The 24,862-nt window shown below is 65.0% G+C and carries 22 protein-coding genes and 3 tRNA genes; 16 read left to right on the top strand and 9 right to left on the bottom strand.

The genetic code is table 11. From position 1 onward, the window contains the following. The first annotated feature begins 492 nt into the window (after window positions 1-492). On the top strand, window positions 493-1,491 hold the full coding sequence (locus NFU08_RS13610) for an IS110 family transposase (protein ID WP_251424208.1): 999 nt from the start codon (window positions 493-495) through the stop codon (window positions 1,489-1,491). 54 nt (window positions 1,492-1,545) lie between these two features. On the opposite strand, the gene NFU08_RS13615 is transcribed toward NFU08_RS13610, so the two are convergent. Beyond that, window positions 1,546-1,989, bottom strand: coding sequence for a hypothetical protein (locus NFU08_RS13615; RefSeq protein ID WP_174179955.1), 444 nt, complete (start codon window positions 1,987-1,989; stop codon window positions 1,546-1,548). Between the two features lie 216 nt (window positions 1,990-2,205). Next, a tRNA-Arg gene (locus NFU08_RS13620) sits at window positions 2,206-2,281 on the bottom strand. A gap of 215 nt (window positions 2,282-2,496) precedes the next feature. Here NFU08_RS13620 and NFU08_RS13625 point away from each other — a divergent pair. From NFU08_RS13625 to ettA, 3 genes are all read left to right on the top strand, one after another. Beyond that, window positions 2,497-3,060 (top strand): single-stranded DNA-binding protein, encoded by a 564-nt coding sequence (locus NFU08_RS13625; RefSeq protein WP_174179903.1) that lies wholly within the window; start codon window positions 2,497-2,499, stop codon window positions 3,058-3,060. 134 nt (window positions 3,061-3,194) lie between these two features. Continuing rightward, window positions 3,195-3,851, top strand: coding sequence for a DUF6993 domain-containing protein (locus tag NFU08_RS13630; protein WP_251424089.1), 657 nt, complete (start codon window positions 3,195-3,197; stop codon window positions 3,849-3,851). A gap of 52 nt (window positions 3,852-3,903) precedes the next feature. Next, window positions 3,904-5,586: an energy-dependent translational throttle protein EttA gene (gene ettA, locus NFU08_RS13635; protein WP_174179899.1), complete on the top strand. Its 1,683-nt coding sequence runs from the start codon at window positions 3,904-3,906 to the stop codon at window positions 5,584-5,586. A gap of 108 nt (window positions 5,587-5,694) precedes the next feature. Here ettA and NFU08_RS13640 read toward each other — a convergent pair whose 3' ends face one another. Further along, entirely contained in the window at window positions 5,695-6,675 is a 981-nt protein-coding gene (locus NFU08_RS13640; protein WP_174179897.1) for an acyl-CoA thioesterase II, read from the bottom strand. 63 nt (window positions 6,676-6,738) lie between these two features. On the opposite strand from NFU08_RS13640, the gene NFU08_RS13645 reads away from it, so the two are divergent. Then, window positions 6,739-7,398, top strand: coding sequence for a hypothetical protein (locus tag NFU08_RS13645; RefSeq protein ID WP_251424091.1), 660 nt, complete (start codon window positions 6,739-6,741; stop codon window positions 7,396-7,398). A gap of 22 nt (window positions 7,399-7,420) precedes the next feature. On the opposite strand, the gene NFU08_RS13650 is transcribed toward NFU08_RS13645, so the two are convergent. After that, on the bottom strand, window positions 7,421-7,870 hold the full coding sequence (locus tag NFU08_RS13650; protein ID WP_285835598.1) for a globin: 450 nt from the start codon (window positions 7,868-7,870) through the stop codon (window positions 7,421-7,423). Window positions 7,871-7,872: 2 nt separating this feature from the next. Further along, window positions 7,873-8,559: a mechanosensitive ion channel family protein gene (locus NFU08_RS13655; protein ID WP_066276677.1), complete on the bottom strand. Its 687-nt coding sequence runs from the start codon at window positions 8,557-8,559 to the stop codon at window positions 7,873-7,875. A 117-nt stretch (window positions 8,560-8,676) separates the two neighbouring features. Here NFU08_RS13655 and NFU08_RS13660 point away from each other — a divergent pair, with 117 nt between their 5' ends. Further along, window positions 8,677-9,669 carry an epimerase gene (locus NFU08_RS13660; RefSeq protein ID WP_251424093.1) on the top strand — a complete coding sequence of 331 codons (993 nt, stop codon included), beginning with the start codon at window positions 8,677-8,679 and terminating at the stop codon, window positions 9,667-9,669. Window positions 9,670-9,677: 8 nt separating this feature from the next. Here NFU08_RS13660 and NFU08_RS13665 read toward each other — a convergent pair whose 3' ends face one another. Both NFU08_RS13665 and pepN read right to left on the bottom strand, forming a co-directional pair. Next, window positions 9,678-10,151 carry an OsmC family protein gene (locus NFU08_RS13665; protein WP_251424095.1) on the bottom strand — a complete coding sequence of 158 codons (474 nt, stop codon included), beginning with the start codon at window positions 10,149-10,151 and terminating at the stop codon, window positions 9,678-9,680. Window positions 10,152-10,160: 9 nt separating this feature from the next. Beyond that, window positions 10,161-12,728 (bottom strand): aminopeptidase N, encoded by a 2,568-nt coding sequence (gene pepN, locus NFU08_RS13670; RefSeq protein ID WP_251424097.1) that lies wholly within the window; start codon window positions 12,726-12,728, stop codon window positions 10,161-10,163. Window positions 12,729-12,895: 167 nt separating this feature from the next. Between pepN and NFU08_RS13675 the strand changes: the two genes are divergently transcribed. The 3 genes from NFU08_RS13675 (at window position 12,896) to NFU08_RS13685 (ending at window position 15,425) form a co-directional block, all read left to right on the top strand. Beyond that, on the top strand, window positions 12,896-13,915 hold the full coding sequence (locus NFU08_RS13675; RefSeq protein ID WP_251424099.1) for a hypothetical protein: 1,020 nt from the start codon (window positions 12,896-12,898) through the stop codon (window positions 13,913-13,915). Window positions 13,916-13,995: 80 nt separating this feature from the next. Beyond that, the gene (locus NFU08_RS13680) at window positions 13,996-14,490 is read left to right on the top strand and encodes a ribose-5-phosphate isomerase (RefSeq protein WP_251424101.1); all 495 of its coding nucleotides are present in this window, start codon (window positions 13,996-13,998) and stop codon (window positions 14,488-14,490) included. Beyond that, window positions 14,490-15,425 carry an Fpg/Nei family DNA glycosylase gene (locus tag NFU08_RS13685; protein ID WP_174179881.1) on the top strand — a complete coding sequence of 312 codons (936 nt, stop codon included), beginning with the start codon at window positions 14,490-14,492 and terminating at the stop codon, window positions 15,423-15,425. The genes NFU08_RS13680 and NFU08_RS13685 overlap by 1 nt, the downstream gene beginning before the upstream one ends. Window positions 15,426-15,489: 64 nt before the next feature. Here the strand turns inward: NFU08_RS13685 and NFU08_RS13690 are convergent. Next, a tRNA-Gly gene (locus NFU08_RS13690) sits at window positions 15,490-15,563 on the bottom strand. 142 nt (window positions 15,564-15,705) lie between these two features. Here NFU08_RS13690 and NFU08_RS13695 point away from each other — a divergent pair. The 6 genes from NFU08_RS13695 to NFU08_RS13720 all read left to right on the top strand — a co-directional run bounded on the left by NFU08_RS13695 (window position 15,706) and on the right by NFU08_RS13720 (window position 21,003). After that, window positions 15,706-15,780, top strand: a tRNA-Pro gene (locus NFU08_RS13695). Window positions 15,781-15,862: 82 nt separating this feature from the next. Further along, window positions 15,863-17,242, top strand: coding sequence for a trigger factor (gene tig / locus NFU08_RS13700; RefSeq protein WP_251424103.1), 1,380 nt, complete (start codon window positions 15,863-15,865; stop codon window positions 17,240-17,242). 233 nt (window positions 17,243-17,475) lie between these two features. Then, the gene (locus NFU08_RS13705; RefSeq protein WP_174179965.1) at window positions 17,476-18,099 is read left to right on the top strand and encodes an ATP-dependent Clp protease proteolytic subunit; all 624 of its coding nucleotides are present in this window, start codon (window positions 17,476-17,478) and stop codon (window positions 18,097-18,099) included. A 38-nt stretch (window positions 18,100-18,137) separates the two neighbouring features. After that, window positions 18,138-18,797 carry an ATP-dependent Clp protease proteolytic subunit gene (locus NFU08_RS13710; RefSeq protein ID WP_066276651.1) on the top strand — a complete coding sequence of 220 codons (660 nt, stop codon included), beginning with the start codon at window positions 18,138-18,140 and terminating at the stop codon, window positions 18,795-18,797. Window positions 18,798-18,972: 175 nt separating this feature from the next. Further along, on the top strand, window positions 18,973-20,253 hold the full coding sequence (clpX, locus tag NFU08_RS13715) for an ATP-dependent Clp protease ATP-binding subunit ClpX (protein ID WP_066276648.1): 1,281 nt from the start codon (window positions 18,973-18,975) through the stop codon (window positions 20,251-20,253). Window positions 20,254-20,388: 135 nt separating this feature from the next. Then, entirely contained in the window at window positions 20,389-21,003 is a 615-nt protein-coding gene (locus NFU08_RS13720) for a DsbA family protein (protein ID WP_251424105.1), read from the top strand. A gap of 363 nt (window positions 21,004-21,366) precedes the next feature. On the opposite strand, the gene valS is transcribed toward NFU08_RS13720, so the two are convergent. After that, window positions 21,367-23,988 (bottom strand): valine--tRNA ligase, encoded by a 2,622-nt coding sequence (gene valS / locus NFU08_RS13725; RefSeq protein ID WP_251424107.1) that lies wholly within the window; start codon window positions 23,986-23,988, stop codon window positions 21,367-21,369. 115 nt (window positions 23,989-24,103) lie between these two features. Here valS and NFU08_RS13730 point away from each other — a divergent pair, with 115 nt between their 5' ends. Then, window positions 24,104-24,862, top strand: a complete 759-nt coding sequence (locus NFU08_RS13730; RefSeq protein WP_174179871.1) for an SDR family oxidoreductase — start codon at window positions 24,104-24,106, stop codon at window positions 24,860-24,862.

Genomic DNA, 24,862 nt, shown 5'->3' on the forward strand with positions numbered 1-24,862 from the left:
TGCCGGGGCCCTGCTGGGGGCGGCGGGCAGCGTGGTCCGGGCGCTGGTGGAGGCACCGCACCGGTTGCAGGCCTGACGAGCACCCCGCTGAGCACTGAGGAGAATTGCAACTGTGGCAGGGGAGCAGTTCCTGACTTACCCGCATGTTGACGTTCGGCACAGGATCGGATCTGTATTGGAGGAGATTTGTCGGTTCAATTGCTCTGCCCGTCTCGCACCAAAGATTCGGCTATAGCGAGCCTGACGTTCGGTACCTCGTGCATGAATCTGTCTATGCGGAGATCTGTCGGTGCAGCTGTCCTGCCACTCGCCTAGGGCGACCGGGCCGGACGGAGTCGTGACTTGATAGGAACGTGCAGCTTAGCTTTTCAGTGCTTTGTCCGCCCGGCCCGGACAACCGTGCTCGCCAATCACAACCTCGACAGTAATGAGGCGGCATGACACTCACAACGACACACCCCGCCAGGACTGTAACGATCGGAGTGGACACCCATCAGTTGGTCCACCACCGCGGCAGTAGACCAAGACGGGCGAAGGCTTGGCGATCGAGAATTTCTCTCGGGCCGCCATGGCTACCAACTATTGCTGGACTGGGCCGCAAGCTTCGGGATCATCAACGCCTTCGGCATCGAATGTACCGGCTCATACGGCGCCGGCCTGACCCGGCACCTGATCGCGGCAGGGATTGATGTCGTAGAGGTCAACAAGAGCCACTCTCAAGTCCGCCACCGTGTAGGAAAGAGCGACGCGGTCGACGCTGAAGCCGCTGCCCGCAAAGTTCTGTCTGGTGAATGCAAGGATCCAGTGAAAGACACCACCGGAACGGTTGAAGCAATCCGCAATCTTCACCTGGTCAGAGACTCAGCGATCAAGGCCCGCAGCGCGGCATGTGTCCAGCTGCGCGATGTTCTGCTCACCGCACCGGATCATCTCAGAACCAGACTGACCGCCAGAACCCTCGAGGGCAAAGCCACTCAAGCCCGCGCACTGCGGCCGGACCTAAGCCGTATCCACGAGCCCGAGCAGGCAGTGAAATATGCACTCCGTGAGCTGGGCCGCCGCATTTACGAGCTCACGGCCGAAATCAACGAGCTAGACAAGCACCTGACTCAGCTGGTCGCCGCTGTGGCGCCCAACACCCTGGCGCTGCCCCAAGTCGGCCCCGTCAGTGTCGCCCAACTACTCATAACTGCCGGCCAGAACTTTGACCGCTTCCGCAACGAAGCCGCCTTCGCCCGTCTCTGCGGTGTCGCACCCATACCCGTCTCCTCCGGGAAATCACACCGCATGAGACTGCACCGGGGTGGCAACCGCCAAGCCAACAGGGTCATCTACCTGATAGCCATCTGCCGACTGCGCTATGACCCAAGATCCCAGGCTTACCGCGACCGAAAACGAGCACAGGGACATTCATCCGCCGACGCCATCCGTTGCCTCAAACGCTTCATCGCCCGCGAGCTCTACTACCGCCTCAAGAGAGACCTGTCATGAGCCTGCCTAAGGGAGAAGAGCTCTCTCGCTAGGCTCCGGTGATGTCCTGGCCAGCTATGGCTGCGTTGCCGAGCCTATGAGGACATTGTCGTGGATTTTTCGCCAGCCCCCGGATTCAAGGGCGCTCGTATCGAAGCCCGTAGTCACCAGCTTCGCTGTCGGCTGGCCGGTGTGGTTTACCGTGACAATTTCGCGGTCGCCCGTAATCCCTTCGCTGCATCCGATGGCCCACTGGTCCGGCTTGTCGACGGGATAGACCGCTATGCACGCGCGGGTGAAATCTTCGCTCTCGGCAGCGAAATACCTTACTCCGGCGTCCTCGGTTAGAAGCCTGAAGTCAGAAGGTAGATCGGGGTTGGAGTTCTGAACGGCGGCCGGCAAATTGTCCCGGGCGTCCATTTCCCGGTGCACAGCCGTGATTCCCTGGTAGCCGGAGCAGGCAGTTAACGACAGTAGTAAAGCGGTGATAGCCGTCGTTCTAAATACTCGGTTTTTCATATGTCCCCCCAATTGACTATGTCTTGAACCTACCAAGATCACTCGTTCCTGACGACGTAACGATCGTGGTCGTCATCGTCGGTTTGAGATGAGGGACACCAGGGGCTTGTCTATAGGAACAGCTCCGCCTTGCCGCCGATGTTCCGGGGAGCAGGAGTAATGGGGCGGTGATGAAAACGAGAAACACCCCGGTCCGTGAACCGGGGTGTTTCCGGTTGGTGCCCCAGGAGGGAATCGAACCCCCGACCGGCGGATTAGAAGGCCGCTGCTCTATCCCCTGAGCTACTGAGGCATGGCCTTCCGGAGCTGATCTCCGGCGCCTCAAAAAGTTTACATTGCCCGGAGCGCCGGCAAGTCACCAGCGGCCCGCCCACCCACTTTTCCTCCACAGGCAGGTACACAGCCGGGTTGTCCACATAGGCAGGCCACTCCATCGATCACGGCCGGCGGCGCGGGCGATGCTGGTCCTGCCTGCTAGGGCATCACTCATGAAGACAGGACGTAAAGATGAGCGACACCATAACGGTCCGGGGCTTTGTTGCCACCGAGGTCAAGAGCTCCACAACACCAGGGGGAGTGGCCACGGCTTCTTTCCGTATTGGATCCACCTCCCGCCGCTACGACAGGGAATCAGGCACGTGGACGGATGGCCACACGAACTGGTTCCTGGTCCAGGGCTACCGCCACCTGGCGGGAAACATCGGCTGCAGCATCAGGAAGGGACAGCCCGTCATTGTGTTCGGTACGTTGAAAATCCGCAGCTGGGAGAGGGACGGCCGGGTTTACTACTCACACACCATTGATGCCGACGCTGTGGGTCACGACCTCACGTGGGGCACGGCCAACTTCATCCGCTCCTCCGCCAAACCGATCCTCTCACTCGTGGAGCAGGATCCTCCCCCCTCCGAGGGCGAACACCGGGCAGCAGACGGAACGTTCGATGAACCTGAAGATGGTGACGAAGACCTGGACGGCGGCGGGGATCCGGCGGCTGCCTTCATCGAGGACACCAACGGCGACATCGTTGGTTTGAACCTGGAAACGGGGGAGCTCGCCGAATCCGGAGTGTAGGAGGGCTGTTGCTGTTGCTTCCATGGCTGCCTTTGCGGGCAGGACCACGGCACCCCCCGGCCGTGTCCTGCCCGTCGAGGTTGTTCCCGTCAAGGTTGCGAAGGAGGTTCACTACCTCGTGGCAGAATGACTGCATGCGGCTTACCCTCGACCACCGGAAGATTGTCTCGGCGGGGGACCCGCAGGTTGCCCGCACCGGCTCGGCGAAATCTGCCCGGTTGTCACACCAGCGCCCCACCCGCCGCCTGCTGGCTGCGCTGTCAGCCGCCGCCATGGCGGGATCCTTGGCAGGCTGCGTGGGCGGGACACCGTCTGTCAACGAATCCGCTTCAGCAGCGCCTGGCGTTACGGAGCCAGGAATTGCAGGGCCGGGACTTGCACCGTCACAGGCTGCCGGCCCGGCGGCCGCAGATCAGACAGGCGCCGGCACTCCCGGGACGCAGGACGCCGGACCCCTGGCGGATACCTCTGGGGCTGCCTCAAACGGCGCCCCTGAAGCCGCCGCCACGGAAACTGTCCGCCAGACGGTCACTGACGCGCTGGGCAGGCTGGCGGCAGGAACGCCCAAACCCGCCACTGCCCAGGTAAGCGACGCTCTCACGGGGGCGGGCATTGCACCCGGGGTGCTTGAAGTGTCGCAGAGCCGGACACCCACAGGCCTGGAAGCAGATGCCATTGAGGCCGCAGTGCTCCAAGGGCGTGACTGCGTGATCGGCCAGGTCCGCGACGGTGCGGTAGCAGTGACCGTCCTGCCAGTCCTGGCCAGCGGCAAGTGCTTTGTAGGCACCTGAGCCTGTCGCCCGGAATGTGAGATATGCCTGCCAACCCACTAGATTTGGAACCATGGCGGAATTTATCTACACAATGACCAAGGCCCGCAAAGCCGTTGGCGAAAAACTTATTCTTGACGACGTAAGCATGTCCTTCTTCCCTGGCGCCAAGATCGGCGTCGTGGGCCCGAACGGTGCCGGTAAGTCCACCATCCTCAAGATCATGGCTGGACTGGACACCCCCTCCAACGGTGAGGCCCGGCTGAGTCCCGGCTACAGCGTGGGCATCCTGCTGCAGGAGCCCCCGCTCAACGAAGAAAAAACCGTCCTGGGCAACGTCCAGGAGGGCGTGGGCGAGATCTACGGCAAGATCCAGCGGTTCAACGAAATCTCCGAGGAAATGGCCAGCCCCGACGCTGACTACGACACCCTCCTCGAGGAAATGGGGCAGCTGCAGGAAGCCATCGACGCCGCAGATGCCTGGGACCTGGACTCCCAGCTGGAGCAGGCTATGGATGCCCTCCGCTGCCCGCCGGCGGATGCCGACGTCACCAACCTCTCCGGTGGTGAGCGCCGCCGTGTCGCCCTGTGCAAACTGCTGCTGCAGAAGCCTGACCTGCTGCTGCTGGACGAGCCCACCAACCACCTTGACGCAGAGAGCGTGCTGTGGCTCGAGCAGCACCTCTCCTCGTACGCGGGTGCCGTCCTGGCCGTCACCCACGACCGGTACTTCCTGGACCACGTGGCCGAATGGATCGCCGAAGTGGACCGCGGCCACCTGTACCCCTACGAGGGCAACTACTCCACGTACTTGGAGAAGAAGCGTGCCCGCCTGGAAATCCAGGGCAAGAAGGACGCCAAGCAGGCCAAGCGCCTCAGCGAGGAACTGGAATGGGTCCGCTCCAACGCCAAGGGCCGCCAGACCAAGTCCAAGGCCCGCCTGGCCCGCTACGAGGAAATGGCCGCAGAAGCGGACCGCACCCGCAAGCTGGACTTCGAAGAGATCCAGATCCCGCCGGGACCCCGCCTCGGCGGCCTGGTGCTGGAAGCCAAGAACCTCCAGAAGGGTTTCGAGGACCGCACCCTGATCGACGGACTGTCCTTCAGCCTTCCCCGCAACGGCATCGTTGGCGTCATCGGCCCCAACGGCGTCGGCAAGACCACGCTCTTCAAGACCATCGTCGGGCTTGAGCCGCTCGACGGCGGAGACCTCAAGATCGGCGACTCGGTCAAGATCTCGTACGCGGACCAGAGCCGTGGGGGCATCGACCCCAACAAGACCCTGTGGGAAGTCGTCTCCGACGGACTGGACTTCATCCAGGTGGGCCAGGTCGAAATGCCGTCCCGCGCCTACGTTGCCGCTTTCGGTTTCAAGGGCCCGGACCAGCAGAAGAAGGCAGGCGTACTCTCCGGCGGTGAGCGCAACCGCCTGAACCTGGCGCTGACCCTCAAGCAGGGCGGCAACCTGCTGCTGCTCGATGAGCCCACCAACGACCTCGACGTCGAAACCCTCAGCAGCCTGGAGAATGCCCTGCTCGAGTTCCCCGGCTGCGCCGTGGTGGTTTCGCACGACCGCTGGTTCCTGGACCGGGTGGCCACGCACATCCTGGCCTACGAAGGCGACGAGGAGAACCCCTCCAAGTGGTACTGGTTCGAGGGCAACTTCGAATCCTACGAGGAGAACAAGGTTGAGCGCCTCGGGCCGGATGCCGCGAAGCCGCACCGCGTCACGCACCGCCGCCTCACCCGGGACTGACCCGCGGCGGGATAACGAGGGGCAACGCTCCACCAACAGCGCAGAACAGGCCGGCACCCAGTGGGTGCCGGCCTGTTCCGTGTTCTGCGCCGGGCGCGGAATTTACGGTCAGTCCCGCCCGGCTTTGCGGATCTGGTGCTCCATCACCTTGGACTGGAAGGCGCCCACCACCTTATTTTTCAGGTCCGTGGGGACCCGGACCATGCCTTCCTGCGCCACGGACGCCACGTGCTGGCCGGCCTGGTTGAAGATCTTGCCCGTCGCCAGGCCGCGGGCGCCCTGCGCGCTGGGCGATTCCTGCACATAGAGGAGCCACTCGTCCACGCGGGCGGGGCGGTGCCACCACATCGCGTGGTCGAGGCTGGCCACATTCATTCCGGGGGTAATCCAGCTCAAACCGTGGCGCCGCAGGATGGACTCAAGGAGCGTGTAGTCGCTGGCGTATGCCAGGGCCGCCCGGTGCAGGTTGGGATTGTCCGGCATCGGCCCGAAAGTCTTCATCCACACCGCATTGCGGGCTTCCCGCTTGCCCTTCGCGGAGACGTACAGCGGAGGATCCACATGCCTGATGTCGAAAGGACGCTCATAGGCCCAGTGCCGCGCCACGGGGTGGTCGAATTTTCCCAGCAGGTCAGCGGTACTGGGCAGAGACTCCGGGTCCGGAATGCCGCCGGGCATCGTGGACTGGTGCTCAATCCCCTCATCCTCCCCCTGGAAGGAAGCGATCATCGACAGGATCGGCGTGCCTTCCTGGTAGGCGTGGACCCGGCGTGCCGAAAAGGACCGGCCGTCGCGGAGTCGCTGGACGCCGAACGTGATGGGCTTGTTGGCGTCGCCCGGCCGAAGGAAATAGCCGTGCATGGAGTGCACAAAGCGGTCAGGGGCCACAGTCCTGATGGATGCGATGAGCGACTGGGCCAGCACTTGGCCGCCGAACACCCGGTGGTGGGGCTGCTGCTGGGAAGGTCCCAGGAAAATGTCCTCGTCCGTCCGCGCCCCCTCCAGCTCACCAAGGTCAAGGAGGGAGATGAGCGATGAGGTGGGATCTTCGCTGGGGAGCGCCAGCAGTCCGGCGTCGGCTTCAGTCATGGTTCGACTCTAGACGGCGCCCCGGCACTGCTCAACAAAGCCCCAGCCGGTAGTGTTCTTGGTGTGTCTGATCTCCTCACCTCGTCCTTCCGTTTTGCCGACTCCCAGGATCTTGCCGATCTGAAGACCTTCGCCACGCGGGCAAAAGCCATTGACGACGGCGCCATCCGGCTTCAGGCGGCAGGTTCCGTCCTTGCCGCGTATGTGTGCGTGCTCCGGCCGAGGCTCCTGGGCGAATCGACCCCCACGATCCTCGGGCTGCGCACCATGGCCCTGGCGGAACCCTCGGCGACGGATGTGACCGTGGCCTTGTCCGCGGTCCTGGACCGTTTGGCCCGCGCCGGCCAGGACGACGTCGAACTCCCCGTTCCGCCGTCCACCGTCACCGAGTCCTGGACGGGGGTGGGCGCCCCGCGGAGCGGGTGGGAACTGGTCGGCTCACGGCCCGATGCGGAACTGCGGGCGGCAGCCGAGGCAGGCATCGCCGAGGTGGCCGGAATCGTGCCGGACAAGCCCGGTGCTCTCATCGTCAACAATGCCCGCGCCGCGGTGTGGGGCCGGGAACTCGATGCGTCGGGGCTGCCCGCCGGCGCTGCCTTCGCCGCACTGGCCCTGGGATTCCTAGCCGACGGCGACCAGAAGCTCTACCGGGCCGGCCGGTGGTTCCGCCTCACGGGCAGCCGCGGCCACGTCCTGGCGCGGACCGGAAGCGGACTCCTCTAACCGCCGGTTCCGGCGTCACCGGTCAGGGCGCCGAGGGGCTGTTCACCATGGACAGTGCGGCCCGCTCCATGTAGTCCCATAGGGTGCCCTCGTACAGCGGCGGAAGTTCCAGGGCGTCCACAGCCTTGCGCATGTGGAACAGCCAGCGGTCCTTGGCCTCGGGAGTCACCTTGAACGGCATGTGCCGCATGCGGAGCCGGGGGTGGCCGCGTTCCTCGCCGTAGGTGGTGGGCCCGCCCCAGTACTGCTCAAGGAACATCAGGAAGCGGCGCTTCGCCGGTGCAAGGTCTTCCTCGGGGTACATCGGCCGCAGCAGGGGATCCGTCGCCACCCCGTCGTAGAAGACGTCGATCAGCTTCACGAAGGTGTCGTGCCCGCCCACGGCATCATAGAAGTTGTCGGTGTAGCCGGGCTTAGTGAACGGATCGTTCTGCATCAGCTGCGGCCGCTGCGGCTCGATGGGAATCGTCATCGCTATTCTCCGGCTTTCTGCTCGGTCTTGGTGTTCTCGGCGCCGTGGTCCGAGCCCTGGTCCGTGGTGCCGTCCGGCGATTCGTGCAGGGGGACGTACGTGCCCTGGGACCGGTTGCCGACCCGCAGGATCTCGCCGTTGCGCAGGTACCAGATGGCGCCGTCGTCGGACCGGACGCGGGTGATGCGCAGGCCCATGGATTCCACCACGCCCACCACCTCGCTGGTTTCGATCACGTCGCCGATGCCGAACTGGTCCTCAATGGTGATGAATATTCCTGCCAGGAAATCGCGGATCAGCTGCTGGGCGCCGAAGCCGATGGCCACACCCAGGATGCCGACGCTGGTCAGCAGGGGTGCGATGTTAATGTCCAGGTTCTGCAGGACGTACATGCCGGTGATGACCACCACCAGTACTCCCACGATGCTGTTCAGCAGTGAACCGATGGTTTCGGCACGCTGTACGCGCCGCTCATGGTCCAGCGCCCTGAAGGCAGGGGCGGCCCACCTGAAGGTGGGTTTCTTGAAGAAATTGCTGCCTGCCGCCACGCGCCTGGTGATGCGGGAGATGACGAAGGTGGCCACCAGCCAGATGGCAACGCCGACGCCGAGGCTGATCACGATGCCGGTGACGCTGATGCCGTCCGGCTCGCTGGCGGCGGAAGGAAGGATGGACAACGTGCTGACCATGAGGGGGTAGTACTCCTGCTGTTGTTTGGCTGTGCCGGGAAGGGTATGCCGTGATGCCGGTTTCGCCCGGCGCGGACGCCCTGTTCTCCTTCAACACTATCGCCGTAGCCTCTCAACATGCGCATCCTTGTCCTCGGCGGAACGGCCTTCCTCTCCGCAGGAATTGTCCGCAGCGCTGTGGCGGCCGGGCATGACGTCACCTGCCTTGCCCGCGGCTCCGCGGCTGTTCCGCCCCAGGGTGCATCCTGGCTCAGGGCGGACCGTTCACTGGGCGCGAACGCCTACGCCGGTGCGACCGGGGAGTGGGACGCCGTGGTCGAGGTCGCTCGCGACCCTGTCCCTGCCACTGAGGCGCTTGAGGCCCTCGCAGGCCGCGCTGCGCACTGGACGTTCGTCTCCAGTTGCTCGGTTTATGCGGATGCTTCGGTTCCCGGCGCGGACGAGGACGCTCCCCTCCTGCCTGCGCTTCCGGCCGGGACTCCGTCCACGCCGGATACCTACGGCGAATCCAAGGCGGCCATCGAGGAGGCAACCATGCAGGCCGCGGGCGGGAAAGCCCACCTGTGCCGTGCCGGACTGATCGGAGGCCCCTGGGACAGCTCAGACCGCTACGGCTACTGGCCTGCCCGGTTTGCCCGGGACAGCCGCCCGGTCCTCGTACCCGCCATCGACACCAGCCCCACCCAGGCCATCGACGTCCGCGACCTCGCGGCCTGGATCCTGCGCGCCGCCGGGGACGGCGTGACCGGGCCGCTGAACGCTGTAGGCGAACAGGTGCCTTTCGGGAACTACATTGCCGCGTCCCGGGACGCTGCAGGCCACCGCGGCACGATCCTTCCGGCAGAGGAAACATGGCTGGCGGAGCACGGCGTGAACTACTGGGCGGGCCCGGATTCACTGCCGCTGTGGCTCCCGCCCGGGCACGGCGGCTTTATGGCCCGGAGCAACAGCGCAGCTTTGGCCCAGGGACTGCAGTTGCGGCCGTGGCAGGAGACGCTGGCGGATGCCTTGGCCGACGAACGCGTCCGTGGACTCAACCGGCAGCGGAAGGCCGGGCTGGCGCCGGAGACCGAGGCGCGGCTGGCCGGGCTGCTGCCCCGGAGCCTTTGAGTCCACCGTCAGGCCGTTAGCGTCACCGGTTCATGTCCCACCGGGAAGTTCACGCTGCGGGCAATGAAGCACACCTGGTTCGCCTCATGGTGCAGCCGGCCGGCCAGCTCCGCATGTGCCGGATCCGCCACCGTAACCGTCGGGCGCAGCGTCACACTCTCAAACTGGCCGCTGCCGTCCCGGTTCAGCTTCAGCATCCCCGACGCCTCGTCGCGGTAGGCCGTGACCACCACGCCGTGCTTCACGGCCACGTGCAGGTAGGAAAGCATATGGCACTGGGCCAGGGCCGCCAGGAGCAGCTGCTCCGGGTTGTAGCGTGCCTTGTCCCCGTGGAACGTGGGGTCCGCTGAGCCCTTCAGGACCGGCAGCCCGGGAATCAGGATGTCGTGGTCCCGGGAATAGCCCCGGTAGGACGAGGTCCCCTCACCCGAATTGCCCGTCCACTGGATGGTCAGCCCATACCGGTGCTCACTGAGTCCCATCCCGGCCTCCTATGCCTCGCCCGGGAGGACATCAGCCGCGCGGGCGCGCAGTGCCCGGGCAACGCCGTCGCGGTTTTCCAGCATCATGCGCCGCAGCGCGGCGCTTGCCGGCGGAAGCGCGGCCAGGAAGCCGTCCGTGCGGTCAACGGTCGCCTGGGTGGTCAGCAGGGCCGGGTAGAGTCCGACGACGATCTGCTGGGCCAGTGCGTGGGTGCGGGTTTCGACGATGCCCGGTACCGCCTCGAAGTATTTCTCCGCGTACGGCTCCAGCAGGGTGCGGTTCAGGACCCGCATGAAGCCGGTGACCGCCGAACCCTGGAGCGCGTTGGAGAGGTCGCCCCTGACCACGATGGAGTCCCAGGCCGCTGCCTTGGCTTCGGGGGTGGGGATGGCAGCCTTGGCGAGGGCCGCGGCATTCTGGCCGCTGGAGGTGTTGTCGCGCTGGAGTTCGGCATCAATGCCGTCCTGGCCGAGGCGTCCGCCGGCCACCAGGGAGGCCACCAGCTCCCAGCGCAGGTCCTGGTCCACGGCCAGCCCCTCCAGGGTGGCTGAACCGTCCAGGATCCCCGCCACCCTGTCCAGCTGGGACCCGCTGCGGGCCAGCAGCGCGAAGGACTTGACGAACTGGAGCTGCGCGTCGGATCCGCCGGCCACTCCGGACGCCAGGTTCCACAGCCGGTCCGCGGCTGCCACCGCGGTGGCCTCGCGGTGCTTCTCCGCAACGTAGAAGTTCAGGGTTGTGGCCAGCTGGCGGAGCTGGACCAGGATCACCGAGGAATCAGACTCTGCCGCCACGTTGGCGAGGACCAGGTCAACGTAGCGCCGCGCCGGCGTCTCGCCGTCGCGGGCGGCGTCCCAGGCCGAGTTCCAGACAAGGGTCCGCGGCAGGCTCTCGCTGAAGTCCTTCAGGTGGGCCGTGGCCGTTGCCAGGGATTTTTCGTCCAGCCGGACCTTGGCGTAGGCGAGGTCGTCATCGTTGACCAGGATCAGGTCCGGCCGGGCAAGCCCCACCAGCCCGGGTACCTCGGTGCGTCCGCCGTCGACATCCAGCTCCTCGCGGTGCACCCGCTCAAGCTTGCCGGACCCGTTGAGGTTGTAGAAGCCCACCGCCAGGCGGTGCGGCCGGATCGTGGGCCACTCGTCAACGGCAGACTGGACAATCGCAAAGGACGTGAGCACGCCGCCGCCGTCCACTTCAAGCTCCGGCTTGAGGGTGTTCACGCCGGAGGTTTCCAGCCACTGCCGGCCCCAGTCGTCAAGGTCGCGGCCGCTGGCCTTCTCCAGTTCCACCAGTAGGTCGCTCAGCTCCGTGTTCTGCCAGGAATGCTTGGCAAAGTACTCACGCACGCCGGCCATGAACTGTTCCGGGCCCACCCATGCCACCAGCTGGCGGAGGACGGAGGCGCCCTTGGCGTAGGTGATGCCGTCGAAGTTGACCTCGACGTCCTGCAGGTCGTTGATCTCGGCAAAGATCGGGTGCGTGGTGGGCAGCTGGTCCTGGCGGTAGGCCCAGGACTTCTCCACTGAGGCGAAGGTGGTCCACGCGCTGGTGAAGGACGTCGCCTCCACCGCCGCGAGGTGGGACATGTATTCGGCAAAGGATTCGTTCAGCCACAGGTCGTTCCACCAGCGCATGGTCACCAGGTCCCCGAACCACATGTGCGCGAGTTCGTGGAGCACCGTGATGGCACGGCGTTCGATCTGGGCTTCCGTGACCTTGCTGCGGAAGACGTAGCCCTCCAGGATGGTCACCGCCCCGGCATTTTCCATGGCGCCGGCGTTGAACTCCGGAACAAACAGCTGGTCGTACTTCTCGAACGGGTAGGGGCAGCCGAACTGTGCCTCGAAGAATGCAAAGCCCTGTCGGGTGAGCTCGAAGATGTTGTCGGCGTCCAGGTACTGCATCAGTGACTTCCGGGCGAAGACACCCAGCGGAATGGTCCGCCCGTCGGAGCTCACCACTTCGCTGCGCACGGACTGGTAGGGGCCGGCAATCAGTGCCGTGACGTAGGAGGACAGCCTCGGCGTGGGGGAGAAGGACCATACGGAACGGGCGCCGCCGTCGTCCCCGGGCGTGGCCTCCTGGGGTGCGGGCGTGGGGGAGTTGGAGATGACGTCCCAGTGCGAGGGCGCGGTGACCGTGAAGGTGAACGCCGCCTTCAGGTCGGGCTGTTCGAACACGGCGAACATCCGGCGCGAATCCGGAACTTCGAACTGCGTGTACAGGTAGACCTCGTTGTCCACCGGGTCCACGAAGCGGTGCAGGCCCTCACCGGTGTTCATGTAGGGTGCATCGGCCACGACGGTGAGCTCGTTCTGGTCCGCGAGCTCCGGCAGCTGGATCCTGGCGCCGTCGGCCACGGCGGCCGGATCCAGGCTCCTGCCGTTCAGGGTGACGCTGTGGACGTCGGAGGTGACGGCGTCAATGAAAGTGGAGGACCCGGGCCTGGCGCTGAACTTCACGGTGGTGGTGCTGCCGAAGACGTCTGCGCCGCGGGTCAGGTCCAGGCTGACCTCGTAGGACTCGACGGAAATCAGTTTGGCACGTTCAGTGGCTTCAACTCGCGTGAGATTCATACCTGGCACAGGGACCTCCGGAAAGATTGCGTCTGCGCAGCTGGCGGTGCCCAGCGGCGGCACTGCTCATTCTTGCATTCCTTCAGCGCCGGAAACGTAGCGCGGCTCACAGCGGACGGAGAAAGGGGCAGGACGCCGGGTGCCTGCGGCCGGAGTAGCGTTGGATCATGGGCAAGCTTATGGATTCGGTGGACGCCAGGGCGCTGCGGTTCGCCGCAGGGTTTCCGGTGGTCCTTGCCGCCGGTTTTGTGGTGTGCGCCTTTTTGATCCGGCCGGACCTTCCCGAGCCGCTCGCCATCCGGTGGACGGACGACGGCGGCGCGGCCTTCGCTCCCTTCGGCACCTATGTGGGCGTGGGGGCGGCGGCGATCGTGGCGGCGGGCTGGCTGGTCCTCTCCCAGGCCGTGACGCTCAACAGGCCTGCCATCATGCGCCGGATCATGATGGGTGCCGGAATGTTCCTCAGCCTTTTTGTCACCAGCGTCGTCGCGGCCGGCCTGGTGGGGCAGGCAGGGTTGGAAGACGCCAGGGAATCCCATGTGGACATGACGGTCCTCGCCCTCGGAAGCGGTGCGGCCTTGTCGCTAGGCGTCATCATCGCCTTCGTTTTCAAGGCCGACCAGCAGTGGTCGCTCGACGATGACCGTGCGCTCCAGCTCGCCCTCGCCAGGGAAGCGGACCCGGACCTGGCGAAGGACAGCATCCGCCTCTGGGTGCACGCCCGCAGCTCGGTCTTCATCATGATCGCCGTAGCGTCGCTGTTCCCCTCCGCGCTGATCACGGTCGCCGTCCCCTGGCTTGGAATGCTCCTGGTGCTCCTCGCCGTGGTGGGCGCCGCCTTCCTGTTCGCCCGGATCAAAGCCGACCGCCAGGGCCTGAAGGTCCTCCTGGCCGGCATCGTGCCGGTCATGAACGTGCCGGCGGGAGCCATTTCCGGCGCCACCGCGGCGGATGTGAAGGCGGCAGACTATGGCGGGTGGGGCTACCGGCACCACGGCGGGACCTCAGCCATGCTCGTCAGCAGCGGCCCCGCCGTCGTCGTCAGCAAAACTGACGGCCAGCGCCTCGCAGTGAGCGGCGGCAGCCCCGCGTCCGCTGCAAGGCTGGCTGAAGTCTTGACCCGTGTGGCGGCAAGGGCACGCCGCGGGGGCGGCGGGCAGCCACCAGCCGCGCAGCCGGAGTCCTAGTATCCTTGACCCTGTTGTCCTGACCCTGGCCTGCGCCGTCCCGGCCGGCTGCCGGCGCCCCAACCGAACGGATTCTGCTCGTGACTTCTTCCCCTGCCTTCCCGCGGGTCCACATCGCCACCGACCACGCAGGCATGGAGCTCAGCGCCCACCTGGTGCAGCACCTGTCCGCCAAGGGATACGAGGTGGTGGACCACGGTCCCAAGGTCTACGACGCACAGGACGACTACCCGTCGTTCTGCATCAACGCCGCCCGTGCAGTGGTTGCGGACCAGCAGGCAGGGGTCCACGCCCTGGGCATCGTGCTGGGCGGTTCCGGCAACGGTGAGCAGATTGCCGCCAACAAGGTCAAAGGTGTCCGTGCCGCCCTGGCTTGGAACCACTCCACCGCCGTCCTGGCGCGCGAGCACAACGATGCCAATGTTGTTGCCGTCGGCGGGCGCCAGCACACCGTGGAGGAGGCCACCGCGCTCATCGAAGCCTTCCTGAGCGAGCCTTTCAGCAACGACGAACGGCACGTCCGCCGCATCGGCAAGATCGCCGCCTACGAATCAACCGGCGAGGTCATCGAGTAGTGCCTGAAGGCCATTCCGTCCGCAGGCTGGCGCGGCAGTTCGGGGACGTCTTCGGCGGCCGGCGGCTCAGTGTGTCCAGTCCGCAGGGCAGGTTCAGCGCAGGGGCCGCGCTGCTGGACGGGCACACGCTGCTCGCGGCCGAAGCGCACGGCAAGCACCTCTTCCTGCACTTCGACAACGCCCTGGTGCTGCACGTGCACCTCGGGCTGTACGGGGCCTGGAGCTTCGGCGGCGACAGCACTTTCAACGGATCTTCTAGCATCGGTGCGCCGCGCCGCGTGGGGGAGCAGGAGTCTTTCGCGGACGGAAACGACGACGACGCCTATTCAGGACCGCCGGCGCCGGTGGGTGCCGTGCGTGTCAGGCTGGCCGCCTCGAACGGCTGGGCCGATCTCCGGGGTGCCACCACGTGCGAAGCCATCACCCTGGCCGAGACCGACCTGGTGCGGGCGCGGCTGGGGCCGGATCCGCTGGTCAACCGCCGGGGCGACGCCGGGCGGTTCGCCGCCAACCTCCAGGGCCGCAAGGCACCCGTGGCCGCGCTCCTGATGGACCAGAAGATCATCGCCGGCGTGGGCAACGTCTACCGGGCGGAGGTCCTGTTCCGGCGGCGGCTCGACCCCTGGCTACCGGGCAGCAACCTCGCGGACAGCGAGGCACGGAAGCTCTGGCGCGACGTCGTCTCCGTGATGAACGACGGCGTCGCCGACGGCAGGATCATCACCACGACGCCCCGCTACTGGACGGCAAACGGCAAGAAGGCCAAACCCGCAGCCGAAGCCGCCGCACTGAAAAGCAGTTCCTTTCCCGCCCGGGGCAACGCGCATTTTGTGTACAAGCGTGACGGATTGCCCTGCCGGGTCTGCCGCACCACGGTGCTGGCCGCAGACCTGGTGGGCCGCAGGCTGTACTGGTGCCCGTCCTGCCAGGCCTGAATTCGGCGCCGGCATCCTTGGTCGGACATGAAAAAAGGCCCCTCAACTGAGGGGCCTTCGTTTCTGGAGGGGACGACGGGAATCGAACCCGCGTAATCAGTTTGGAAGACTGAGGCTTTACCATTAAGCTACGTCCCCGGAAGAAGCTGCATCTGCAACATTAGCAGGCCTGCGACTTCGGGCTGGCTGTTCAAGCCGGATACAACTAAACCTAATCCATGGCCTACGTGTCAAATGTGCAAACTCGCCGCGTATGACCGTAGACTTGCCTGTGCACTTACGGGGTGTAGCTCAGCTTGGCTAGAGCGCCTGCTTTGGGAGCAGGAAGTCGCAGGTTCAAATCCTGTCACCCCGACTCTGCGGCCCGGACCTGTTGGCCTGGACAAAAACATTGCGTTTGCAGAAACCCATCCCACAAACCCAGGAGTACTTAGACCGTGAAGAGCGCTGTCGAGAACCTCACCCCCACGCGGGTCAAGCTCAATGTTGAGGTCCCCTTTGAGGAATTGAAGCCCAGCATCGACTCGGCCTACAAGACCGTTGCTTCGCAGATCCAGGTCCCTGGCTTCCGTAAGGGCAAGGTACCGGCAAAGCTCATCGACCAGCGCGTCGGCCGCGGCTACGTCCTGGAGACTGCCATCAACGAAGGCCTCAACGGCTGGTACCAGGCTGCCGTGCAGGAATCCGGCATCCGTCCCCTGAGCCGTCCCGAGGTTGAGATCACCGAGGTTCCGGACCCGTCGGCTACCGACGGCGGCCTGAAGTTCGCTGCCGAGGTGGATGTCCGCCCCGAGATCGAACTCCCGGACTACGCCGGCATCAAGGTTGAGGTTGCAGCTGCCGAGTCGTCCGAAGAGGACGTGGACAAGGCCCTCGACGAACTGCGCGGCCGCTTCGGCACGCTCAAGTCGATCGAGCGCCCCGCTGCCGATGGTGACTTCCTCACCATCGACATCACCGCCACCATCGACGGCGAAGAGGTTGACTCCGCTGCCGGCCTGTCCTACCAGGTTGGTGCCGGCACCATGCTCGACGGACTCGACGAAGCCGTTACCGGCCTCAGCGCCGATGAGGACGCCATCTTCAACACCACCCTGGTGGGCGGTGACCACGCCGGCGAAGAGGCCCAGGTCAAGGTCGTTGTGAAGGCCGTCAAGGAGCGCGAACTCCCCGAGGCAAACGACGACTTCGCCCAGCTCGCCTCCGAGTTCGACACCCTGGCCGAACTCCGCGAGGACCTCGCCAAGCAGGCCGCCGACTCCAAGGTAGTGGAGCAGGGCGTTGAGGCCCGCGACAAGGTCCTGGACAAGCTCGTTGAGCTCGTCGAGGTTCCGGTTCCGGATTCCGTGGTTGAAGAGCAGCTCGAGGCCCACTTCAAGGAGGGCAACGGACACGGTGAAGGCGAGCACGACACCGAGGAGCACCGCGAAGAGGTCCGCGCCAACACGGCCCGTGCCTTCCAGAACGAGATCATCCTCGACGCCATTGCCGAGAAGGAAGAAGTCAACGTCAGCCAGAACGAGCTGATTGACTACATCGTCACCACGGCAAGCCAGTACGGCATGGACCCGAACCAGTTCGCCCAGATCATCGACCAGAGCGGCCAGGTGCCCATGATGGTCTCCGAGGTCCGCCGCCGCAAGGCGCTGGCTGTTGTCCTCGGCCAGGCCGAGGTCACCGACACCGAAGGCAAGGCTGTCGACCTCAGCGACTTCGTGCGCCCCGGCGGCGAAGAGGAAGCTCCGGCAGCCGAGGCTGTGGAAGCGGAAACCGAAGAGACCGCCGCTGACGACGACAAGGCAGAGGCCAAGGCCTAGGCTTCAGGACGCGCCGCCGAAGGGCCCCCGGATCACCCGATCCGGGGGCCCTTTGCGTTAAGATCCGGCGCTGCCGGACCTGCCCGGCCGATCGTGCGCCGTCAGCGAACAGCCGCGGATGTGCGAACAAAACGCCGGTGAAACCGGTTAGTGTCCAAGTAGTGATTTTCAGTGATGTCACCGTCACCAGCGAGAGGTTAGTACACATGTCACAGCACCCAGAGTCCCCCCGGATGGCGACTGTCGATCCTGCAGCCCAGGACAACTACATCTACAACCGGCTCCTCAAGGAGCGGATCATCTGGCTCGGCTCAGAGGTGCGTGACGACAACGCCAATGCCATCTGCTCGCAGCTGCTGCTCCTGTCCGCGGAGAACCCGGAAAAGGACATCTACCTTTACATCAACTCACCGGGCGGCTCCGTGACTGCCGGCATGGCCATCTACGACACCATGCAGTTCATCCCGAACGACGTCGTGACCGTTGCCACCGGCCTCGCCGCCTCCATGGGGCAGTTCCTGCTCTCGTCGGGCACCAAGGGCAAGCGCTACGCCACCCCGAATGCCCGCGTCCTGATGCACCAGCCGTCGGGCGGCATTGGCGGCACGGCCTCTGACATCAAGATCCAGGCCGAGCTCATCCTGCACATGAAGAAGGTCATGGCCGAGCTGACTGCCGAGCAGACCGGCCAGACCGTTGAAACCATCCTCAAGGACAACGACCGTGACAAGTGGTTCACGGCAACCGAAGCGCTTGAGTACGGTTTCTTCGACAAGATTGCCGCGCACGCCGGTTCGGTGTCCGGTGGCGGCGGAACTGCCAACGGAGCATCCGGCGAGTCGGCATCCGAGAAGTAACCCGGCATTTAGAACACTTAGATCAGGAGCACCAAAAAATGACCTACAACTTCGGATCGACTGCCGGCAACCTACCGACCAGCCGCTACGTCCTGCCACAGTTCGAAGAGCGCACACCGTACGGCTTCAAGCGCCAGGATCCGTACACCAAGCTCTTTGAGGACCGCATCATCTTCCTCGGTGTCCAGGTGGATGACGCCTCCGCCGATGACGTCATGGCCCAGCTGCTGGTCCTTGAGTCCACAGACCCGGACCGCGACATCACCCTGTACATCAACTCCCCGGGCGGTTCCTTCACCGCCATGACGGCGATCTACGACACCATGCAGTACATCCGCCCGGAGATCCAGACGGTGTGCCTGGGCCAGGCCGCAAGCGCCGCGGCGGTCCTGCTGGCGGCGGGTACTCCCGGCAAGCGCCTTGCCCTGCCCAACGCCCGGGTCCTGATCCACCAGCCGGCCCTGTCCGGCGGCCAGGGCGGCCAAGCCTCGGACCTCGAAATCCAGGCTGCCGAAGTCATGCGCATGCGCTCCTGGCTTGAGGACACGCTGGCGCACCACTCCGGACGGACGTCGGAGCAGGTTAACAACGACATCGAGCGCGACAAGATCCTTACGGCCGCGGAAGCCCAGTCGTACGGCCTGATCGACCAGGTCCTGGATTCCCGCAAGATCAAACCGCAAGCAATCACCAGGTAGCGGTAAAGTAATGGGCCGGTGGGGCCAATCATTTGGCCCCACCGGCCTTTTCCTTCCACCCTGGGAAGCTAATGTGACCTAGAGTGGATGTTGTCACAACCGGTCCATGCAGGCTGGTGAAGATTCCAGCAACGGTGCAAGGCTGCCTGGCAGCAAAATACTAAGGGGTTCACATATGGCTCGGATTGGCGAGAGCACGGATCTGCTGAAGTGCTCTTTCTGCGGAAAGAGCCAGAAGCAGGTGCGCAAGCTCATTGCCGGGCCCGGTGTTTACATCTGCGATGAATGCATTGAGCTCTGCAACGAGATCATCGAAGAGGAACTCGCGGAGGTTGCCGATCTGGGCAGCTTCGAGCTCCCCAAGCCCCGTGAGATCTTTGATTTCCTGCAGGAATACGTCATCGGCCAGGAACCCGCAAAACGGTCCCTCGCCGTCGCCGTCTACAACCACTACAAGCGCATCCAGGCCGGCCACGCCCCCAAGTCCGGAAGCCTTGCCGATGGCGGGCATCATGACGACGTCGAAATCGCCAAGTCGAACATCCTCCTGATCGGGCCTACAGGATGCGGTAAGACGTATCTGGCGCAGACTCTAGCGCGGCGGCTGAACGTCCCGTTCGCAGTCGCCGATGCCACGGCCCTGACTGAGGCCGGCTACGTGGGCGAGGATGTGGAGAACATCCTCCTCAAGCTCATCCAGGCCGCTGACTACGACGTCAAGAAGGCCGAGCAGGGCATCATCTACATCGATGAGATCGACAAGATTTCACGCAAGAGCGAAAACCCCTCCATTACCCGGGACGTCTCGGGCGAGGGCGTCCAGCAGGCGTTGCTGAAGATCCTTGAGGGAACTGTTGCTTCCGTTCCTCCCCAAGGCGGCAGGAAGCACCCGCACCAGGAATTCATCCAGATCGACACCACCAACGTGCTGTTCATCGTTGCCGGCGCCTTTGCCGGCCTTGAGGAGATCATCGGGTCCAGGTCCGGCCGGAAGGGCATTGGCTTCGGTGCCCCCCTCAACGAGGCGAGCAAGAAAGTGGACTCCTACGGCGAGGTGATGCCGGAGGACCTGCTGAAATTCGGCCTCATTCCCGAGTTCATCGGCCGGCTGCCCGTGATCACCACCGTGTCCAACCTGGACCGCGACGCCTTGATCCAGATCCTGTCCACACCCAAGAACGCCCTGGTGAAGCAGTACCAGAAGATGTTCCAGATAGACGGCGTGGAACTGGTTTTTGACGACACCGCCCTGGACGCCATCGCCGAGCAGGCGCTTGAGCGCGGGACGGGCGCCCGCGGGCTGCGCGCCATCATGGAAGAAGTCCTGCTGCCCGTGATGTTCGATCTCCCAAGCCGCGAAGACGTTGCCAGCGTGATCATCACGGAGGACGTTGTCCTGAAGGGTGCCGAACCAACCATCGTTCCGCACGTCACCAAGCGCCGTAAGTCGGCCTGATTCGTCCGCACGGCTTGTCCCGCGACAGCTTGTTGTCCCGATACGGCTTGTCCTGGAACAGCGCCGTCACCCCGCACCCACCCCCGTCCACACCGTGGCAACCCTGCGCCACGGCGACCTGCGAAGGAATGCCCCATGACTGATTCCGTGAAGAACAAAGCCGATTTCTGGTTCGATCCGCTGTGCCCCTTCGCCTGGATCACTTCCCGCTGGATCGGCGAAGTGGAAAGTGTCCGCGACATCGAAACGGACTGGCACGTCATGAGCCTGGCGGTCCTCAATGAGGGCCGTGACCTTGAGCCGTCTTACCGCGAATCCATGGACAACGCCTGGGGACTGGTCCGTGTGATCATTGCAGCGCAGCAACAGCACGGAGATGCAACAGTCAAGGCGCTTTACGATGCCATGGGCTCCTTGATCCACGAAGCCGGCGAGAAGGACCGCGACGTGGTCATCACCAAAGCGCTTGCGGACTGCGGGCTTCCCGCCACCCTTGCCGCTGCCGCGTCTACGGACGCCTTCGATGACCAGCTCCGGGCAAGCCACCAGGAGGGCATCTCGCTGGTGGGCCAGGACGTCGGAACTCCCGTAGTGGCCTTTAACGGAACAGCGTTCTTCGGCCCCGTGCTCACCAGGATTCCCCGCGGTGAGGAGGCCGGAAAGCTCTGGGACGCCACCACTGCCATTGCGGCCTACCCGCACTTCTTCGAGCTCAAGCGCAGCCGCACCGAGCAGCCTGAGTTCACCTAGGACTGGTCCGGCCGGCCCGCACGGCAGGGCCAAAGGAGCCCCGGTGGAACTACAACCAAGTAGTTCCACCGGGGCTCTTGCGCTTGCGGGTGGGCAGGACAACAATGGTTCTTACCCACTTCGAAAGAAGGGGGACGCAGGAACCAAAGATTCAGTGATATGTCATCTGACGCAGCCATCGGCAAAGCCAGATGCAAGCTACCAGTGACGTGGTAGGAAGACCTGAAGATCAGAGGATCCTGCCAGACCATCAAGACGTCACCGGATGGCCGAAAAGTCGAAGCCCCACCAACGGCAAAACGCTGATGGGGCTTCCCCTTTGTCCTGAAACAGGTCCGGCCCTGGAACAGGGCCGGACTGGGACTAGGCTTTCGCCGGCTCTTCCGTCGCCGCAAGCGCCACGTCGCTGACGGTCAGTTCGCCCTCGCCGACGGCAAGGATGATCTCGCGGGCGTTGGAGGCCGCCTTCAGGTCAGCCAGGCCGGCCTGCAGCTGCGCGGCCAGTGCTTCCGGAGCCGTGATGGTCGCGGTAAGGACCTCCGTGCGCTGCTTGACCTTCGCTTCGGACTTGGCTTTGCGGACGCCGCTGAGGGCCACCCCAACGGTTGCGAGCATGGTGGTGTCGCCCCCCGGGACATCCAGCGGTGCTGGCCACTGGGCGCGGTGGACGGAGCCCGTGCGCCACCAGCTCCATACCTCTTCGGTGGCGAAGGGGAGGAAGGGAGCGAAGAGCCGCAGCAGGGTGTCCAGGGTGGTGGCCAGTGCTGCCAGTACGGAAGCCTGTTCGGCCTCACCGGCGGCGCCGTAGGCCCGGTCCTTGATCAGCTCCACGTAGTCATCCGTGAACTGCCAGAAGAAGCTTTCGGTGATCTGCAGCGCCCGTGCGTAATCATAGTTCTCAAAGGCCTTGGTGGCCTGGGCCACCACCTCCGACAGCTGCGCCAGGACCGCCCGGTCCAGCGGATTGGCCAGGACGGAAAGGTCGACGGTCAGCACGGAGTCTTCCGTGGCGCCCAGGTTCAGCACGAACTTGGACGCATTCAGCAGTTTGATGGCCAGGCGCCGGCCGATCTTCATCTGCGCAATCTCGTACGCTGTGTCGGCTCCGAGCTTTGCGGAGGCCGCCCAGTAGCGGACGGCGTCGGAGCCGTACTCCTCCAGCACGTCGGTGGGTACCACCACGTTGCCCTTGGACTTGGACATCTTCTTGCGGTCGGGGTCCAGGATCCAGCCGGAGATGGCCGCGTGCTTCCACGGCGCGCTGTTCTCCAGGGCGTCCGCGCGGACCACGGAGGAGAAGAGCCAGGTCCGGATGATGTCGTGGCCCTGCGGGCGGACGTCAAAGGGGAAGACCTTGGCGAAGAGGTCCTCGTCGCGCTTCCAGCCGCCAACGATCTTGGGCGTGAGGGAGGACGTGGCCCAGGTGTCCAGGATGTCAGCGTCGCCCGTGAAGCCGCCGGGAACGTCGCGCTGGGATTCGTCGAACCCGGGTGCGGCGTCCGCAGCCGGGTCAACGGGCAGCTGCCCGTCGGACGGGACGATGGGGGAGTCGTAGTCCGGGTTGCCGTCAGCATCCAGCGGGTACCAGACCGGGATGGGCACGCCGAAGAAGCGCTGGCGGGACACCAGCCAGTCGCCGTTCAGGCCGGCAATCCAGTTCTCGTAGCGCGAGCGCATGAAGGCGGGGTGGAAGTCGATTTCGTGCCCGCGGGCGATCAGGCGTTCGCGGCGGTCCTCGTCCCGGCCGCCGTTGCGGATGTACCACTGGCGGGAGGTGACCACTTCAAGGGGCTTGTCGCCTTTTTCGTAGAAGTTCACGGGGTGCATGATCTTCTTGGGCTCGCCGTCAAGCAGTTCGGCGGCGGTCAGGAGCTTCACCACCTCTTCCTTGGCGCTGAAGACGGTCTTGCCCGCAATGGCGGCGAAGGCTTCGCGGCCGATGTCGGTGGTGATCCACTCGGGAGCCTCGCTGACAATCCGTCCGTCGCGGCCCACGATGGCCCGGGTGGGCAGCTGCAGTTCGCGCCACCAGGTAACGTCGGTCAGGTCACCGAACGTGCACACCATGGCGATGCCGGAGCCCTTGTCCGCCTTCGCGAGCGGATGCGCCCTGACCTCAACCTCCACGCCGAACAGCGGGGACGTGACCTTCTTGCCGAACAGCGGCTGGTACCGTTCGTCGTCGGGGTTTGCCACCAGGGCGGCGCAGGCCGCCAGCAGTTCCGGACGGGTGGTCTCGATGTAGATCTTCTCCCCGTCCTCGGTGAAGAACGGGTAGCGGTAGTAGGCGCCGGGCATCTCGCGGTCCTCGAGTTCCGCCTGCGCCACGGCGGTACGGAACGTGACGTCCCAGAGGGTGGGTGCCTCTGCCATATAGGCGTCGCCCGCGGCCAGGTTGGCCAGGAAGGCGCGCTGCGAGACTGCCCGCGAGTTGTCGTCGATGGTGCGGTAGGTGAGCTCCCAGTCAACGGACAGGCCAAGGGTCTGGAAAAGGTTTTCGAAGACCTTCTCGTCCTCAACGGCCAGCTCTTCACACAGTTCGATGAAGTTCCGGCGGGAGACGACGTCGAAGTCCCGCTGGTTCTTGGCAGGCTGCGTCGGCGGCCGGTAATCGGGGTTGTACGGGATGGAGGGATCGCAGCGGACCCCGTAGAAGTTCTGCACCCGGCGTTCGGTGGGCAGGCCGTTGTCGTCCCAGCCCATGGGGTAGAAGACGTTCTTGCCTGTCATCCGCTGGTAGCGTGCCAGCACGTCGGTCTGCGTGTAGGAGAACATGTGCCCCACGTGGAGCGACCCGGACGCCGTGGGCGGGGGAGTGTCGATCGAGTAGACCTGGTCCCGGGTGGTTTCCCGGTCGAACTTGTAGGTCCCCTCGGCCAGCCACCGCTGCGTGAGGGCAGCTTCGAGGCCTTCGAGGGCCGGCTTGTCCGGAACGTTGATGGGGGCGGTTGTGGGCGTGTCTGTACCCTGCGTGTCTTCAGCCATCTGCCAATTGTTTCATGTCCGGGCCTGTCCGCCCGCCCGCTGCGGTGCCGGGCGCCCTGTTCCCATGGGCGGGCCGGTCGGCGTCGCCCTCCCGCCGTCCCGCTATGGTGGTGCCATGACTGATGTTTCGCAGAAAAAGGCAGCTTTGGTGACCGGCGCAAGCAGCGGAATTGGGGAGGCCACTGTCCGCGCCCTGGCGGCGGATGGCTGGAAGGTGTTCGCCGTGGCCCGCCGCGCGGACCGCCTGGCCGAACTGGAGAAGGAGACCGGCGCCGTCGCGCTGCCCGCCGACATTTCCGAGGACGACGACGTGTCCCGGCTTGTGTCGCAGGTGGCCGAAGCGGGGGGAATCGACACGCTGGTCAACATCGCCGGCGGTGCCAGGGGCGCGGACACCATCGGATCAGCCAGCACCGGTGACTGGGAATGGATGTACCGGGTGAACGTGCTGGGCACCATGAAGCTCATCAAGGCGTTCCTGCCGATGCTGCGGGCCAACGGCGAAGGGACAATACTGAACCTGACCTCCACCGCCGGGCTGGCGGCGTACGAGGGCGGTGGCGGCTACAACGCGGCGAAGTTCGCCCAGCGCGCCCTGACGGAGGCACTGCGGCTGGAGGAAGCCGAGCACAACGTCCGCGTGATCGAAGTGGCACCCGGGCTGGTCCAGACCGAGGAGTTTGCCCTGAACCGGCTTGGGGACCGGCAGGCAGCGGACAGGGTCTACCAGGGCGTGGAGAAGCCGCTGACGGCCGGCGACGTCGCCGACGTGGTCCGCTACGCGGTCACCGCTCCGCACCACGTCAACCTGGACCAGATCGTCATCCGGCCGGTGGCGCAGGCTTCCAACTACAAGCTCATCCGCAAGGCGTAG

The sequence above is a fragment of the Pseudarthrobacter sp. NCCP-2145 genome, assembly GCF_023708005.1.
Lineage (GTDB): Bacteria > Actinomycetota > Actinomycetes > Actinomycetales > Micrococcaceae > Arthrobacter > Arthrobacter oxydans.